At 62.9% G+C, this 16,196-nt stretch carries 16 protein-coding genes and 1 tRNA gene; 7 read left to right on the top strand and 10 right to left on the bottom strand.

The genetic code is table 11. The features are described from left to right. Positions 1-36: 36 nt before the first annotated feature. Complete coding sequence (locus AAE027_RS08675; protein WP_370986510.1) at positions 37-1,245, top strand: GGDEF domain-containing protein; 1,209 nt, start codon at positions 37-39, stop codon at positions 1,243-1,245. A gap of 34 nt (positions 1,246-1,279) precedes the next feature. Further along, positions 1,280-1,906 (top strand): peptidoglycan recognition protein family protein, encoded by a 627-nt coding sequence (locus tag AAE027_RS08670; protein ID WP_370986509.1) that lies wholly within the window; start codon positions 1,280-1,282, stop codon positions 1,904-1,906. Between the two features lie 221 nt (positions 1,907-2,127). On the opposite strand, the gene AAE027_RS08665 is transcribed toward AAE027_RS08670, so the two are convergent. From AAE027_RS08665 to AAE027_RS08655, 3 genes are all read right to left on the bottom strand, one after another. Next, positions 2,128-2,469, bottom strand: coding sequence for a hypothetical protein (locus AAE027_RS08665; RefSeq protein WP_370986231.1), 342 nt, complete (start codon positions 2,467-2,469; stop codon positions 2,128-2,130). 390 nt (positions 2,470-2,859) lie between these two features. Then, positions 2,860-3,759 carry an RNA polymerase sigma factor RpoH gene (gene rpoH / locus AAE027_RS08660; RefSeq protein WP_018643767.1) on the bottom strand — a complete coding sequence of 300 codons (900 nt, stop codon included), beginning with the start codon at positions 3,757-3,759 and terminating at the stop codon, positions 2,860-2,862. A gap of 218 nt (positions 3,760-3,977) precedes the next feature. Next, positions 3,978-4,985, bottom strand: a complete 1,008-nt coding sequence (locus tag AAE027_RS08655; RefSeq protein ID WP_370986230.1) for an RluA family pseudouridine synthase — start codon at positions 4,983-4,985, stop codon at positions 3,978-3,980. On the opposite strand from AAE027_RS08655, the gene AAE027_RS08650 reads away from it, so the two are divergent. Next, a complete protein-coding gene (locus tag AAE027_RS08650; RefSeq protein WP_091896954.1) occupies positions 4,984-5,328 on the top strand; it encodes a hypothetical protein in 345 nt (114 codons plus the stop codon). The genes AAE027_RS08655 and AAE027_RS08650 overlap by 2 nt on opposite strands. A gap of 228 nt (positions 5,329-5,556) precedes the next feature. Beyond that, positions 5,557-5,631: transfer RNA gene (locus AAE027_RS08645), tRNA-Glu, on the top strand. Between the two features lie 344 nt (positions 5,632-5,975). Here the strand turns inward: AAE027_RS08645 and galE are convergent. Beyond that, complete coding sequence (gene galE / locus AAE027_RS08640) at positions 5,976-7,088, bottom strand: UDP-glucose 4-epimerase GalE (RefSeq protein WP_370986229.1); 1,113 nt, start codon at positions 7,086-7,088, stop codon at positions 5,976-5,978. A gap of 169 nt (positions 7,089-7,257) precedes the next feature. Between galE and AAE027_RS08635 the strand changes: the two genes are divergently transcribed. Then, complete coding sequence (locus tag AAE027_RS08635) at positions 7,258-9,018, top strand: hypothetical protein (RefSeq protein ID WP_370986228.1); 1,761 nt, start codon at positions 7,258-7,260, stop codon at positions 9,016-9,018. A gap of 32 nt (positions 9,019-9,050) precedes the next feature. On the opposite strand, the gene AAE027_RS08630 is transcribed toward AAE027_RS08635, so the two are convergent. The 6 genes from AAE027_RS08630 to acs form a co-directional block, all read right to left on the bottom strand. Continuing rightward, positions 9,051-9,461, bottom strand: coding sequence for a DUF2304 family protein (locus AAE027_RS08630; RefSeq protein ID WP_370986227.1), 411 nt, complete (start codon positions 9,459-9,461; stop codon positions 9,051-9,053). Beyond that, positions 9,458-10,147, bottom strand: a complete 690-nt coding sequence (locus tag AAE027_RS08625) for a glycosyltransferase family 2 protein (RefSeq protein WP_370986226.1) — start codon at positions 10,145-10,147, stop codon at positions 9,458-9,460. Before AAE027_RS08625 ends, AAE027_RS08630 begins: the two co-directional genes overlap by 4 nt. 6 nt (positions 10,148-10,153) lie before the next feature. Then, positions 10,154-10,522 (bottom strand): DMT family transporter, encoded by a 369-nt coding sequence (locus AAE027_RS08620; protein ID WP_370986225.1) that lies wholly within the window; start codon positions 10,520-10,522, stop codon positions 10,154-10,156. After that, positions 10,519-11,406 carry a class I SAM-dependent methyltransferase gene (locus AAE027_RS08615; protein WP_370986508.1) on the bottom strand — a complete coding sequence of 296 codons (888 nt, stop codon included), beginning with the start codon at positions 11,404-11,406 and terminating at the stop codon, positions 10,519-10,521. Before AAE027_RS08615 ends, AAE027_RS08620 begins: the two co-directional genes overlap by 4 nt. 516 nt (positions 11,407-11,922) lie before the next feature. Continuing rightward, complete coding sequence (locus tag AAE027_RS08610) at positions 11,923-12,180, bottom strand: hypothetical protein (protein WP_370986224.1); 258 nt, start codon at positions 12,178-12,180, stop codon at positions 11,923-11,925. A 58-nt stretch (positions 12,181-12,238) separates the two neighbouring features. After that, a complete protein-coding gene (gene acs / locus AAE027_RS08605) occupies positions 12,239-14,266 on the bottom strand; it encodes an acetate--CoA ligase (protein ID WP_370986223.1) in 2,028 nt (675 codons plus the stop codon). A 542-nt stretch (positions 14,267-14,808) separates the two neighbouring features. Between acs and AAE027_RS08600 the strand changes: the two genes are divergently transcribed. Together AAE027_RS08600 and AAE027_RS08595 are read left to right on the top strand one after the other, a co-directional pair. After that, positions 14,809-15,366, top strand: coding sequence for a DUF4844 domain-containing protein (locus tag AAE027_RS08600; RefSeq protein ID WP_370986222.1), 558 nt, complete (start codon positions 14,809-14,811; stop codon positions 15,364-15,366). A 493-nt stretch (positions 15,367-15,859) separates the two neighbouring features. Then, positions 15,860-16,156 (top strand): cytosolic protein, encoded by a 297-nt coding sequence (locus tag AAE027_RS08595; RefSeq protein ID WP_370986221.1) that lies wholly within the window; start codon positions 15,860-15,862, stop codon positions 16,154-16,156. Positions 16,157-16,196: the final 40 nt, after the last annotated feature.

The following is a 16,196-nucleotide window of genomic DNA, read 5'->3' as shown; positions in this document are numbered from 1 at the left end:
GACGGGGGGCGCGACGCTGCGTGTGCCGCACGCGCCATGCTGAACGTACCGACATTGTGGATGGTCTTCGTCGTCAACTTCCTGGCGCTCGGCGTGATCTGGGCCTACGTGACGCGCTCCTATCCGAAATTCGCAGCCGCGCGGTTCTGGATGGCTTCGTCCTTCGTCGGCGCGGCTGGGGCGATGACGGCCCTGATCCGTCTGTTCGTCGCCTCTCCCTTGCCGCTTCTGCTCGGCGCTGGCGGCGTCATTGCCGCGAGCTGCCTTGCCGCCATGGGCATTCAGCGCTTCTATGATCGGCCGGTCTCCTGGCGCCTCATGACCGCAACGGGAGGCTTGAGCCTCGGCGGCGTCGTGGTCTTCATGGTCGGCTTCGAGCACATGCAACTGCGCATGCTCAGCTACACGCTCGGCCAGGCCCTGCCGCTGGTGCTGGCGCTGCGTCTGTTGCTGTCGCCGGAGGGGCGCGTCAGCCCGGGCGCGCGGCTGTCCGGCATCGTCATCCTCACCATCATCGCGATCCTGCTCGTGCGCACGGTGGGCAATCTGCTCGGCCACGATCTGTCGGCGCGCGCCGGTAGTCAGCCCCATGCCGTGATCGTGCTGGGGCTGCTGTTCCTGTCGATGACGCTGAATTTCGGCTTCCTGCTGATGGCGATGGACAGCTTGCGTAACGAGGTTGCCGACCTCGCCCTGCTCGACGATCTCACCGGCGTCGCCAACCGGCGGCATCTGCTGCAGCGCCTGACCGAGGAATGCGCCCGCTCGGAACGCGGCGGCGCGCCGTTCTCGCTGCTCGTGATCGATCTCGACGGCTTCAAGACCATCAACGACACCCATGGCCATGCCGCCGGCGACGCCTGCCTGCGGCACTTCACCTTGATGGCGCAAACGCGGTTGCGGCCCGGCGACATGCTCGCCCGCACCGGCGGCGACGAGTTCTGCATCGTGCTGCCGTCGTCGTCGCTGCGTGAGGGCGCCGCGATCGCCCGCCGCGTGCTCGAGGTCTGCCGTCAGGACGCCGCGACCTGCACCGGCGGCGACATCCCGATCGCGATCTCGATCGGCGTCGCGCAGTGGGACCGCGGCATCGGCCAATTCCCGGACCGCCTGATCGCGCATGCCGACCACGCCCTCTACGCTGCCAAGAAGAACGGCAAGAACGATTTTGCCGTCTACGATCCGGCGCCGCCGCTCTCGCCCGAGCCGGTCGGTCCCGGCGAGCCCGTGCGCAACTTCGCGTAGAGGCGTGCTACATCAGGGGCCGCATTGGATCCGCATCATGATGTCTCGCCTGTTCGCGGCCGTTCTCGCCGCTCTGTTTCTGACAGCCCCCGCCACCGCTGAGGACGCCGAACTGGAAAAATTCGCGCGCGCCTCCGGTACGCCCGACATTCCCGGCCTGAAGATCGTGTGGCTGGCGCCATGGGGCGACGTCGGCAGCGCAAACCCCTGGCGCAACATCATCGTGCACCAGACCGAAGGACCGGCGGGATCGGCGCGCGGCGGCGCGCTGGCGCAGGCGAAGAACCCAACCCGTCGCGGCGTCACGGTGTGGGTCGAGACCGACGGCACGGTCTATTGGGCGGTGGCGGAGAATTTGGTGCCGTCCCATGGCGACGGCGCCAACCGCAACGACAACAAATACATCGACAACAGGCCGACCTATCGCCAGGTCGTGCGCGACAATTCGATCGGCGTCGAGTTCGCCGGCAATTATCCCGACGTCGCGGCCGGCCCGACCGAGGCGCAGGTCGCGGCCTGGAAGATCCTCGTCAAGGTGCTGCGCGCGCGCTACGGCATCACGCTCGACCACGTCTATGCGCACAACTGGATCGACTACAAGGATGCCCGCTATTGCGAAGGCTGCTGGCTCGCCACGCTGGCGCGGGTGTGGGGGGAGTAGAGTTAGCGAGCGCGGACGGTGCGCTCTTCCTTCTCCCCTTGCGGGAGAAGGTGGCATAGGCGGCCTTCGGCCGCCGTTCTCGAGAACGCCGATGCTTCGCATCGGCTATGGCGCCGGATGAGGGGTTCTTTCCGCTCGCAAGACCGTTCGTAAGGATGGACACCCCTCACCCGTCTCGCCGCTATTGCGTCGAGCCACCCTCTCCCACAAGGGAAGAGGGTCTAAATCGCCTGCGACATCCAGCCGAAAAACCGCCGGATCAAACCAGGCCGCCGCGGCAGTTCCGGCGGTTCGTCCACGGCCAGCACGCGCTTGAAGAAATAGTCCAGAAACACCATGTCGTTCGGCTCGGTGACGGTGAATTGCTCCTCGCCGAAGAACACGCTGTAACTATAGAAGAACGGGCCCATGAGCGGGATCGTCGCTGTGCCCGCATAATCCTTCGAGATCACGAACTCCGACGGCTCGAGCCCGTGCTCGCGCATCGCCTGCTCGACCAGCGGCAGCTTGCGCATGAACTGGGCTTCGAAGCCGCCGACGGTGGATTGCAGGATGATCGACACGGTGTCTGTCCAATCGATGCTGTCGGTCCGACAGTTTTGGGTCGGCTGACCGCCAACGCGGGTTCAAGGCAGGCATGGTTCTACGTCGGCTTAGGGAGAGGGAAATGTGATGGCCATCTCACTCGCCGCTGTCATCGCCCGGTTCAACCGGGCGATCCAGTATTTCAGAGGCGTGCGTTCAAGATCTCGCTCTTGCTATTGGCGCTGCGGCGTACTGGATGCCCCGGTCAAGCCGGGGCATGACACCGAGTGTGGGGCTGTGCTTCGCATCATTTCGGCGACGTTTGCGCATCGCTCAAACGATGCATCGGTCCAACAAAAAAGCCGGCGTTGCCGCCGGCTTTCTGTCTCTTTCGATCCGCCAATCTCTTAACCGCTCAAGCGCCCCGCTTAATGCGCGGCTTCCAGCGCGGCTTGTTCCTGTCTTGCGATCGTGCCCTTGACCGCGGACTGCACCTTCTCGAAGGCGCGGACCTCGATCTGGCGGACGCGCTCGCGCGACACGCCGAACTCGGCGGCAAGGTCTTCCAGCGTCATCGGCTCATCGGCGAGGCGGCGGGCCTCGAAGATGCGGCGTTCGCGCGGGTTGAGCACGCCCATGGCGCCGTTCAGCGCGTCACGGCGGTGATCATACTCCTCGTGCTCCGCCATCAGGGCTTCCTGGTTCGGCGTATTGTCGACCAGCCAGTCCTGCCATTCGCCGGCCTCGCCGTCGTCGCGGATTGGCGCGTTGAGCGAGGCGTCGCCGCCGAGGCGGCGGTTCATGTCGATCACGTCCTGGTCGGTCACGCCCAGCCGCTTGGCAATGGTCGCGACCTGGTCGGGGCGGAGATCGCCCTCGTCCAGCGCGTTGATCTTGCTCTTCGCCTTGCGCAGGTTGAAGAACAGCTTCTTCTGGTTCGCGGTGGTGCCCATCTTCACGAGCGACCAGGAACGCAGGATGTACTCTTGAATCGACGCCTTGATCCACCACATCGCATAGGTGGCGAGACGGAACCCCTTCTCGGGTTCGAATCGCTTCACCGCCTGCATCAGGCCGACATTGCCTTCCGAGACGACCTCGGAGATCGGCAGGCCGTAGCCGCGATAGCCCATGGCAATCTTGGCCACGAGGCGGAGATGGCTGGTGACGAGTTGGTGCGCCGCGTCGCGATCGTCATGCTCGCGCCAACGCTTGGCGAGCATGTATTCCTGCTGGGGTTCCAGCATCGGAAACTTGCGAATCTCGGCGAGGTAACGGGAAAGGCCGGATTCTCCATTGAGGACCGGCAAAGCAGCGGTACGGGCCATAGTGCGCCCTCCAAAAGGTTCAGGCCCCCGATAGCGGCGGGCCAGGCAGACGACCGCTGTGTCAAAGCCGGCCGGGCTGCGATGTTCCGCGTTGGTCATTTCCAACGCAGGCGCAATATACCCCATCGGGGGCCAAAAAGGGAAGGATTGCTGACGTCACGTCCCCGTGTGGCAGTTATAACTTTTTGTAATGTAACGCTTTTCTTAAAATGGCTGCGTCATAGCGCCGCTTTCAGGCAGCTTTCGAGGAGAAGCAAATCCTCCGGCAACGGCGCCTCCCAGTGCAGTAATTCTCCCGTTCTTGGGTGCTGCAATACCAGCAGGTAAGCATGTAAGGCCTGCCGCCCCAGCGCCGCCAAAGCGGCCTGCGACTGAGGCGCCAGCTGGTTTGCCTTGGTCTTGAAGTGAGGGCCATAGACGGCGTCGCCCAGCAGGGGATGGCCGATATGGGCGAGGTGGACGCGGATCTGGTGGGTGCGCCCGGTCTCGAGCTCGCAGGCGAGCAGGGCGGCTACGCCCTTGCCGTCGCGCCCATTGAAACTCTCCAGGATTTCCCAATGCGTCACCGCCTCGCGGCCGCCATGGCGCACCGCCATCTTCTCGCGCGCATGCGGATGGCGGTCGATCGGCGCGTCCACCGTGCCGCGATGCCGGTTCGGTACGCCCCAGGCAAAGGCCATGTAGCCGCGCCGCATCTCACCGGTGCGGCCGTGGTCGGCGAATTGCTCTGACAGCGAGGCATGGGCGAGGTCGTTCTTGGCCACGACCATCAGCCCTGTGGTGTCCTTGTCGAGCCGGTGCACGATGCCGGGCCGGCGCACCCCGCCGATGCCCGAGAGCGAAGCGCCGCAATGGGCGATCAGCGCATTCACCAGCGTGCCCGTCTCGTGGCCGGCCGCGGGGTGCACGACCAGGCCCTTCGGCTTGTTGATGACGACGATGTCGTCGTCCTCGAACACGATGTCGAGGGCGATATCCTCGCCCTTCGGTTCCGCCGGCGCCGCCTCGGGCACGTCGATTGTGATCGTATCGCCGGATGCGACGTGATAAGCGGGGTCGCGGACCGCGGAAGCCTTCAGGCTCACTGCGCCCGCCAAAATCAGGGCTTTCAGCCTCGATCGCGACAGGTCGGTGAGGTGCGCCGCCAGCACGCGGTCGAGCCGGGCCGAGCCCTCGTCGCCGGCGACCACGACCTCCAACCTTTGCGCAGAGCCAAAATTGTCCATGACGACGTCTGATACCGCTATTCCCGAACCAACCCCCGAGCAGGCCGCGCTGTTCGCGCGGGTGCGGCGGATGATGCTGATCGCGGGGTTGACCACGGCGCTGGCGATCTGCGCCGTCCTGATCGCGGTGGGCTACCGCCTTTTCAAGTCGGAGGGAAGGGCGGTCGAGGTGGCCAGCGACGTCACCGCCACCCTGCCGAAGGGCGCCAAGATCGTCGCAACTGGCGTGGCCGGCGACCGCGTCGTGGTCACGCTGGACGTGGGAGGCGTGATCGAGATCCGCACCTTCGATGCACACACCTTGAAGCCGGCCGGAAAGCTGAAATTCGCCAATGAGCCGTGAGGCCGCCCGGATAATTGCCTAAGTCCCCGCCGTCGTCCTGGCGAAGGCCAGGACCCATAACCACCGGGTCCGCATGCGTGAACGAGATCGGCACTCCGATTTGCCTTAACCACGACCATTTGGGGTAATGGGTCCTGGCTTTCGCCAGGACGACGGCCGAGAGGACCTTTGAAACCCCCAATCTCACCTTGCCGCCGGCAAAATTCGCGGCTATGTCGTACCCCTCACGCTCCCTTCGTCTAGCGGTTAGGACGCGGCCCTCTCAAGGCTGAAACAGGGGTTCGATTCCCCTAGGGAGCGCCATTGCTGCGATATTCCGTGATGTTCTACGACATTCTACGATGCCGCCCCCCCGTCAGGCGGCGCTAGCATTCGCACTCGCCAGCTGCCCCTCACAGCCGACTGCATCAGCGAAGTTTTGTGACTTGGCGGCTCAATTCGCATAATGAGCGGCTACAGAATGTGCGCTCGTAGGGAAGGCGGAGTCCGGCTTGTAGCGGCCGGCAAAGGGGTTCTGAATCACGGCTGCTGCCGACCAGACGACCCCTGTGCGCGCGACTCGCGCTTATGCCGAATCTCGTCGCTAGTCCCCCACCCCCGGCTGACGGAAAACGAGCGCAGTGATGGCACGGTTGCCATCACCAGGCTCATCGCCGGCGCCTCCTCTGTTCTTGGACGAGCGTTGAACTTTCGCGCGGCAGACGCTTGCCCCGTCTAACCTTGCTGACAATGGGACGGGGCGGGACCAGCTGAGACACTCCGGAGAGAAGACTGGCGTTACCTTGTGCCAATAGTTTGCGTTCCCAAGCGAGCGCATGGCGGACGATCAGGGAAAGATCATCCCATTGGGACCGCCAGCCTAAAAGGTTGCGCATCCGTTCCGCCGACGCCACGATCTCCGCCGGATCGCCAGGCCGGCGGGCGGCAAGTTCGACGGGAAAGTCGTATCCGGATTCGCGCCGCATGGCGTCGATCACCTGCATGACCGAAAAGCCGCAGCCGTAGCCGCAATTTAGCGTCAGGGACTCTCCACCACCGCGCAGGTATGAAAGCGCGTGACAATGGGCGTTTACGAGGTCGCTCACGTGGATATAGTCGCGGATGCAGGTCCCGTCAGGCGTGGGATAGTCAGTGCCGAAAACCTGCATCCTTTCTCGCAGACCCACGGCAGTTTCCGCTGCAACCTTGATAAGATGCGTTGCCCCTCGCGTTGCCTGTCCAGTGCGCAGAGCAGGATCGGCGCCTGCTACGTTGAAATACCTCAGGATGACGTAGCGCAGGCCGTGAGCGCGTGCAGCGTCGCGCAGCACCGTTTCGGCCATCAATTTGGATGAACCGTAGGGCGATACAGGCGCAACAGGGGTCTCTTCCGTGACGGGATTTGCCGGCGGATTGCCGTACACCGCGGCCGTCGACGATAAGATGAAACGCTGTACTCCGCTCCTGATCGCGAGCTCGATCAGGCTTCGGGTATTTGCGGTGTTGTTGCGATAGTATCGAAGCGGATCGGCAATCGACTCCGCAACAACTGCCGAAGCCGCAAAATGAATGATCTCCGAAATCCCGTACTTCGCGATCAGCGGCGCAATTCGCCGCTGATCGCCGATGTCCCCGGCGAAAGCCGGTACGCCGGTGGGTATTGCCGCTTCGAAGCCCGATGAGAAATCATCGATGATGATGGTTTGTTCGCCACGATCAGCGAGTTCGTACGCCATGTGGCTCCCGATGTATCCGGCACCTCCGGTGATAAGGATCGCCATTGCTCGTCCACCTTGGGAGGCCTGATTTGAAGCTTCGGAACAAAGTTCCCTTCAGGCGTGTTATGAAAGCTCAGCCAAGGACAACACTTGAGGTGCGCTGGGGGTTCGTTCGCGATTAAGCGGTTGAGCGGGATGTCGCCTGATGTGATGGAGGCGGCAGTGTCGGCCGATGGCCGTCTGCATCTTGATCCGCCGCTTGGACTCCTCGTGCAGCCGCGATCGCAGGACAGGCATGGCGCTTGAACGAGTGGATGGCGACTGTTCTAGGCTTGCGAGGCCGAAACTCGGCCTCGCATTTGCTGCTCGCCATGCCGAGACGTTGCTTGTGCTCCTTGTGCTGGGCGTGGCCTTGATCATCGGGCTTGTGACCGCCGCGGATTACGGGCTGTCCACCGACGAATTCAACACCGACGAGTACGGCCCCAAGGCACTTGCCTGGTACACGAGCGCGTTTGCGGACCGGTCTCAGTTCGAGACGGTCGAAGAGTATCTTTGGATGTATGGGCCGTGGTTTCAGATGCTCGTCGCGGCCCTGCAGTCGCTTGGGCTCGCGAGCCCAATCATGGTCCGGCACGCTATGACCTTCCTGTTCGGTCTCGCCGGCCTCGCCGCCGTCGTGCCGATGGCGCGGCTCACGGTCGGGTACTGGGCTGGGTTGACGGCGCTCACCCTGTGCCTGCTGACCGGCTACCTGTACGGCAACCTGTTCTTTGCTCCGATCGACGTGCCGTTCCTGTTCGCCATGAGCTGGTCGACGCTCTTGATCGTCCTGATGGTGCGGCAGGGAGTGCCGAGCTGGCGTCTGACCCTTGCGACGGGCTGTGCCACTGGCCTCGCCATCGCGACGCGCACCGGCGGGGTGATCACGCACGCCTACCTCGTCGGCGGCATGAGCCTGTGCGCGCTCGAGGTGCTGCTGCGCCATGGCCGCGTGGGCTGTGGCCAATTGCGCCAGATCGCCTTGCATACGCTGCTCGCCATCCTCGTCGCCTGGCTGACGGCGATTGCGCTCTGGCCGTGGTTGCAGACTGGACATCCGATCACACAATTCCTCGAGGCCTATCGGCACTTTGCTACGCTCGACACCTCGTTCGAATTCCAGAACTGGGGCCGGCTCACGTTCACCGATAACGTGCCCGCCTGGTACATCCCCGGACAGCTCCTGGCGCGTCTGCCCGAGGGCTTTTTGGCGTTGCTGTTGCTCGGCATGGCGGTCTGGATCGGTGCTGCAGCGTCGTGGACCCGCGCCACCCTCGGCGCCCTGCGCCGGTCTGGCGTCGTGGGACTGCGACCGGTCGCGGCCGAGCTCGCAGGATCGCGCGCGGTGCTGGTCGTCAGTGTGGCGGCGTTCGGGCCTATCGCAGTGCTCATCCTGCAGGGCTCGACGCTCTATGACGGTGTCCGCCATGTATTGTTCGTGATCCCAATGCTCGCCATCGTGGCCGCGCGCGGGCTCACGAGCCTCTTGCCCTTCTTGCGACGCCTCCCGATTGTGCCCGTGGCCCTTGGGGGCGCGCACACGGCTGCCATCGTGGTGACGCTCGTCATCCTACATCCGCTCGAATATATCGCGATGAACAGTCTGGCAGGCGGCGTCGCCGGCGCTTACGGCCGTTTCGACCTCGACTATTGGAGCATGGCGGCTCCCGAGGCGCTGCGCCGCCTCGAGGATCGAATTGACGCCGAAGGCCGGTTCGCGGGCGATCCACCGCGCGTGCTCCTCTGCCTGGCCTGGCGCGAGCAACTCGCAGGCGTGATGTTCCGACGCAACTGGATTGCCGAAACACATGTGGAAGAGGCCGACTACCTGATCGCCACCGAGCGCTGGCCTTGTGCCGACGGCACGACGGCCGTACTGGTTGACGAGGTCACGCGATTTGGCCGCCCGTTCGCCAAGATCTACGCCAATCATCGCGGGCTCGATGAGTGACGTCAAGTTCCGGTGCGACTTGGCAATGGCATCTACTTCTTCGCCTGCGACTCGATCGGGGGCGCCTCGGCCTTTCGACCCAACATGACCGGGCGACGTTTTCGCGGAGGGACTGCCTCACGCCGTCGCTGCCTGGCGCGATCGATCGCCACGGCGCGCGCCAACCGCGTGATCATGTCGAGCTGGAGCCGCAGCTTGAGATGCAAGTTGAGCATGATGAGCAGGCTGATCACGACCCAGATATAGACGATCAGGTCGGAGCCGCGGCCGATTCCCACGAGAGCCGCAAGTGCTGTAGCGTGTTCCTGCACCCAGACGAAGTAGAGGCCGGCGAGCGCAGCGCCGCTCGCAAGCAGGCCGATGATCGGCACCGTCCGATGCGCCGACCAGGCGTAAACCAGAACCAACATCAGAAGGGCCGTCAGCAACAGCTGCGCGATCATCGGTAGAGCCTCCGTGCAAACAGATCGATCAGGATGGTCAGCGCATCGGTGATGCGTTGACCCTTGCCCAGCGAATAGGCGCTGTACTCGATATTTACTGGCACTTCGACAAAGCGCAGGCGGCTCTGCGCGATCTGGTGCAGGATCTCGGACGCGTGCGCCATTCGGTTCTGTCGCAAGAAGATCGCGCGGGCGCCGCGCGCGGTCATCGCCCGTAGGCCATTGTGGGTATCGGTGACCGGCAGCCCGGTGCTCGCGCGCGTGAACCAGAGCGCGGCGCTGAGTAGGATGCGGCGCGACATCGGCAGATTTGCGGTCGCACCGATGAGAAAGCGGCTGCCGAGCGCGAAATCGATGCCGGGCTGCTCGATCGCCGCGAGCAGCGCGGCGATGGCCGCGGGGGAATGCTGGCCGTCGGCGTCGAACGTGACGAGCGCATCCGCACGCTGCTCGAGGGCGTAGTCGATGCCGGTCTGCAGCGCGGCGCCCTGTCCGAGGTTGATCGGATGCCGGACGACGACCGCGCCTGCGAGCAACGCGACGTCGCCGGTGCGGTCGCCGGAGCCGTCATCGACTACGACGACGGCGTATCCCGCGCGGCGAATGCCGGACACGACGCTGCCGACCACCGGCGCTTCATTGTACGCCGCGACAACGACCCAGGGATTGCGAATCCGGCCGTTCATGTCTCATCAACCCACAACAAGCACAAGACCGCAGGCGATCACCGCGATTCCGACCAGAAGGCGCGCCGACAGCGGCTCGGCGAACACCAGCGCGCCGAGGACGGGCGTTACCGCAAACGCGACGGCCACGAACGGATACGCGCGCGACAGCGGCGTGAATGTCAAAAGCCAGACCCACAGGACGGACAGCGCCGCATAGAGCGCGATGGCGCCGATAAACGGTGCGTCCTGCAATAGCAGCAGCGCACGCGCCGACAACGGATGGCCGTCGCCGAGGCGCAGCGCGGCGGCCTTGAACAGGAGTTGGCCCGCCGCCATGCCGGCCGCGTAGGTGAGGAGCAATGCGATCTGGCCGAAGTTGAGGCGCTCTGTCATGGGAGGCTCGTATCAGGATATGGGGGCGCCTTGCTCAAGACCACGCGCATCGCGTCGAACAGGTTCACCGGAATGGCGAACCGGTTGCCGCTCGGGCTGGCCGCGATCCTGCGGCCGAGCATGCGACCGACCTGGAAGGCGATCAGCGAGAACGGCACGAATTTCCAGGGGTGATCGGAACTCTCGACGCAAAGGCCGACCGAATGGGCCAGAGACGCGATGCTGTCGCGGTTGAAGAACCACAGGTGCTGCGGAGGCGTCATCAGGCGCCAGTGCGCGCCGGTCGAGCGCGCCGCCAAGGAACCGAAGTCTCCGGTCGTCAGCACGATGATTCCGTCCGGCCGGAGATGGTCCGCGAATAGCGCGAGGGCTTCCTGCGGGTCGGGCAGATGCTCGATGACGTCGAGGAGCACTATGACATCCAGGGTGCCAAACGAGTTGAGAGTCGCTTCGCTCAGCAGGCCGCAGACGACGTTCAAGCCGAGATCGCCAGCATGGGCAGCAGCCGCCTCCGCCGGCTCGATGCCGCTCACCTCAAATCCGGCGCGGCGGGCTTCATCGAGAAAAAAGCCGTAGGCGCAACCGATCTCGAGCAGGTAGCCCTGTGGCTTGCGGCGCTGGATGAACTCGACCGTGCGGGCGAACTCGCGCCGTAGCACGGGTTCGGCGCCGCGATAGTCAGCGTAGCCGTCGGACTGACGGCCGGAAAAGTAGCCATCGTCATAATAGGCGAGGGGATCGAAGCTCGATGCCTCGGTGCGTCCCAGTCCGCAGTTACGACATTGAAAGATGTCGCAACCGTTCTTAATGTAAAGAAACCGATGCGGCGTCACCCGACTGCACGCGGGACACTTAAGCGTAAGCGCAGTTCGGTCGTTTCGCATCAGCACATAAGTCCCCCCCTGGCGTTTTGTCAGTGCGAAAAACGCCTCCGGCGCCGAACTGTTCCGCTCGGCGAACGGCCACGGGGTCGCAGGCTGCCTGGCTGGTAGCTGCGAATAGCTCGAGGATGATCCACACTCTCGCCGGTGCAGCACGGTGAGACGGCGGTCGTCCGAGGGACGATGCCGGAGCTACTGGGCGCCAGCGTCGTCGCGCTGGGGCAGCGTCAGCTGAGGCTGATCTTGAGTAGCTTGGCTGCGTTGTCGCCCAGGATGCCGGCGCGGTGCTCGTCCGTGAGCTCCGGCGTCTTCATGACGTGCTCGATTGGATAGCGCGGTCTAGAATTAGATAGCAATCTCAAGCACATAAGAGATCGTGTTTTTGTTCTGAATGGTGCGCCATTTGTGTCTGGACGCTCGGAATTATCAGGTCGCGTCGCGCCGCAATTGGCTTGCGCTGAAGCGTGCCTGTGACGATCGCCCGCCGGACAGCGCGCTCCGCGCCTCGCAGGAGCAGCACTACTGCGGCTGATATCCTTCAATGCGCGTCAGCAGTTCTTCTTCCAGCACAGCCCGGCGCTTCTTGAGCCACTCAACTTCCGCCTCCTGATCAGCTTGCGCCTCGTAACTTTTAAGGAGATCAGTGACGCGGCGGTATTGGTGGCAAAGCGCGTCGAAGGTTCCGTCCGTCGCCACCAACCGGCGCACGACCTCTTCGTCCTCGGAGAACCTCGCCAGCAATGGCCGGATGCACTCCACGAGCTCGTTTGTTTCCATCGCTCCTCGCTGTTCCGTCCGACGCGTTTCGCGGGACAAGCCGCGAAAAACCGCGGACTTAAGATTTCATCTTTCGAATCTCGTCGACAATCTCGGGATTGGCGAGCGTCGAGATGTCGCCGGCATCCTCGTTGTTCGAAATCGCCCCGAGAACGCGGCGCATGATCTTTCCGGAACGGGTCTTCGGCATATCGGGGACGATCACGACACGGCGCGGACGAGCGATCGCCCCTATCTCACGGATCACGGAATCTTCCACCCGCTTGCGGATGTCCTCGCTCGCGGCGAGCCCAGGCTTTAGCGAGACGTAGAGATCGGGGACCTTGCCTTTGATTTCGTCCCTGGCAGGAACCACTGCCGCCTCGGCGATCTCCTCAACAAGCAGGCTCGCGGACTCGATTTCCTTGGTCCCAAGCCTATGCCCGGCCACGTTGATGACATCGTCAATTCGACCCAGGATGCGATAATAGCCATCGGCCGCTTGTAGAGCGCCGTCGCCGGCCATGTACGGCCAATCGCGCCAGTTGTGGCTCGTCCGGTCCTTGCAGTAGCGCGCGTAGTATTGTTGGACGAAGCGATCGGGGTCTTTCCAGATCGTTTGAAATGAGCCCGGCCAGGGGTTCTGGATGCAGATGTTTCCGGCACGGCCGGAGCGCGGCGGAATCTCGGCGCCGGCCTCGTCATAGATAATCGGGTGAATGCCGGGCACACCCGGCCCCGCGCTTCCCGGCTTCATCGGGTAGAGAGCCGGTACTGTACTGCACAGGAAGCCGCCGTTCTCCGTCTGCCACCAGGTGTCAACAATGGCCGCCTCGCCCTTGCCAACGACGTCGTAGTACCACTTCCACACCGCCGGTTCGATGGGCTCGCCCACGGTGGTCATATGCTTGAAGTGGTGATTGTACTTTGGCGGCTCGTCCGGCCCGGCGCGCCGAAGCGCCCGTATGGCTGTCGGCGAGGTATGAAAGATATTGACGTCGAGCTCTTCGGCGATGCGCCACGGACGCCCCGCGTCGGGATAGGTAGGAAGCCCCTCGTACACCACCGACGATGCGGCAAGCGCCAGCGGCCCATAGACGATGTAGGAGTGGCCCGTGATCCAGCCAATATCGGCCATGCACCAGTAGACATCCTCCGGATGGATGTCCTGAATGTATTTCGACGTTCCCGCGACGTAGGACAGATATCCGCCGGTAGAGTGCTGACATCCCTTCGGCTTCCCGGTGGTGCCGCTGGTGTACATCAGGAACAGCGGATCTTCCGCGGGCATTTCCACAGGGTCGATCCGGCGCCGCCGATAGGCCGACAACATCTCGTTCATGACGAAATCGCGGCCCCCAACCAGCGGTGTTTTGCTTGAATACTTCCCCGGGTGTCTCTGCCACACGAGCACCTTCTCGACCTTGACGCCGTCCTTCTCCGCTTCGCTGACTGCGACGTCGGCTTTCTCCTTGTGATCGAGAAGCTGGCCGCCACGGTAATAGGCGTCCATTGTGATCAGCACACGGCTTTCGGAATCGACGATGCGATCTGCCGTGGCCTTCCCGCTGAAGCCGCTGAAGACTTGCGAGTGAATGACCCCGAGCCTGGCGCAGGCGAGCATCGTGATCGGAAGCTCCGGGACCATCGGCATGTGCAGTGTTACCCGGTCACCCTTCTTAAGACCACAACCGTCCCGCAATAACGCGGCGACCTCGTTCACGCGCACATAGAGCTCCTGGTAGGTGACGTGCTGGATCGCCTCGTGCTCCGGCTCGGGGACGAAGTGGATCGCCGTCTTGTTCTTGTACTTGGCGAGATGGCGATCGACGCAATTGTAACTGGCGTTGATCCTGCCGCCGACGAACCATCGCCAGAACGGCGGATTGCTCGTATCAAGCGTGATGTCCCAGGGCCGGTACCAATGAAGGAGATCGGCGTACTCCTTGAAACAGTCCGGGACGTTATCGAGACTGAATCGATCAAAGACCGTTTTGTCAGTCAGGTTGGCCTGCGCGAGAAATCTCTCCGGCGGGTTGATATAATTCTCTTCCTGCCAGTGGACCGCGATCTCGGCTTCCGACACTTCTGCTGTTCCTTGTGACATACGCTGTCTCCCAAGCTATCGCGTAGCCTCGAAATCACACGGGCCGCAGGGTGCTCTCGCGCAGACGGGCGCTGGCGGCACCCGCAGCGCGAGGCCGTTTCAAGAATGCATGTCTCAGAAATTCGATCATCCGGCACTCCCTATGCCGTGGCGGGAGCGCAATTCACGCTCAACGTCCAGCGGGAGCGTTACGAGCTGGCAACAAGTTTAGATCGTTTCAGTCAACCTGGCGAGGCTTGCTCCCTCTCTCCTCGCACATATGAGGTGGTGCCTATTGCAATGCAGCGCCCTCAATGCCTCAGTTGGTGCGGCGCAGCAGTGAACCGCAGCGCATCACAGTGCGGTGCAGGATTGTATCGGTATTTCCACTACAGGTATTTCCACTACATAAGAGTTCGCGGTTTTGTTTCTGAGCGGCGCGCCACAAATTGCAGGCCATTGATATCGCTTGGCTTCTCCGGCAATTGGTCCCACCAACGCGAAATCCTTCTCCGCAAATCAAGCTACTAGGCTGTTGAACTGCGGTCGCGTAGTTTGCGCGAATGCGTCTTCTAGTTATCGCGATCTCTGTCCTGGGCTTGGCGGCTTTCGCGTTTCTGGGCGTGCGCTTCTGGCAGTACTCCCGGCTTTGGCCCAAGCCGTCTGCTGAGATTGTTCAACTCACGCCGGAAAAGCGCCTATTGCTGCAGCGTCTCAGAGCAGAGACCAAGTTTCAACCAAATGATTATCCCCCCTTGGGCTACACCGGCGCGGAAACACGCGAAGATGAAGCGCGAGCAACGGCCGCGGTGAACCAGGCTATCGACGCGATCCTGGCTCAAGCCAACGAGTCTCTCCGTGCCGAAGTGCCTATCGCCCTTATTGAAAAGGCGATGCGGGAAGTGGCGACACTTGCCACGGAGGATCGCGATCGGACACAAGGCTATTTGCTGGAGATCTGGTACATCCTTGGCTTTAAAGGTCCGACGGGGCTCTTCGCTTACGGCTCTGCCTACCCTAAACTCGACGGCTTTGGCGAACCGCTTCCACCGGGCTGGATCGCACCAGACAAGCCACGTCCGATCGGCGATCCGGTGGGACATTCCCGACAAAAAGCATAACGATCCTGTAGAACGATCTGGTGTCCCACTTTTCCGTAAGCCATTGGTTCTATTGATTTGGCATAGTCCCCTAGGGAGCGCCATTGCCTTTGCTCTGCTGGCAAGACCAGGTTGCGGTACCGCAGCCAGCCTGATGCCCCCCGCAATAACTTCGACTGGCCGATAGCGCGAAAGGCCCGGTAAAGGCCTGGTCGTCATCGCCGACGTGCCTTCGAAAACAAGGCGCCCTCTTGGGATCAGGACACGCGGCGCACAGCTCTCGACGACACACTGTCGATAGGCTGCTGCCGTCCGGTTCGCCGAAGCGCAGGTGCGGTCGGGTCGCAGATTGAGCGTGCCGAAGACGATGCCGCCCCCTTTCTCTGAACAATCGCAACCGTGCAGTCGAACCAGCTCGCTCTTATGTATCCATCGATACGCACCAGCACGACGGTTGCCGCGGCCTTGTTCGCGGCATAGGTGCTGATGAAACCAACGACCAGGGAGTTGATCGATGAGGTCCTTTCTGCTGCTGACGGCCAGTGGTCCGTTGCTGGTCCTCACGTCCCACGGAACGCTGCACGATCCGAAGTTCCTGGGCAGGCTCAAAGCCAAGGGAATCGGCAAGTTTGTCGCTTTCGATGTGCCGCTTGATCTCGCGAAGGAGCGCTATGGCGGGCATTTCCACGCGGTCGAGGGCGATTTGCACGAAACAGACGACTTGAGGGTCCTCGATTTCAATGGCCAGCGGATCTTTCAGCTGTTTCGTTTCGACGAACTCGGTGCCGCAGTATTGCAAGAGCAAGCCTGATGCACGCTTGATCGCGCCCGGAAGGGAGCGGCTGGTTGCC

The organism is Bradyrhizobium sp. DN3 (assembly GCF_041357655.1).
GTDB lineage: Bacteria > Pseudomonadota > Alphaproteobacteria > Rhizobiales > Xanthobacteraceae > Bradyrhizobium.
This window is presented reverse-complemented; position numbering and strand designations above follow the sequence as displayed.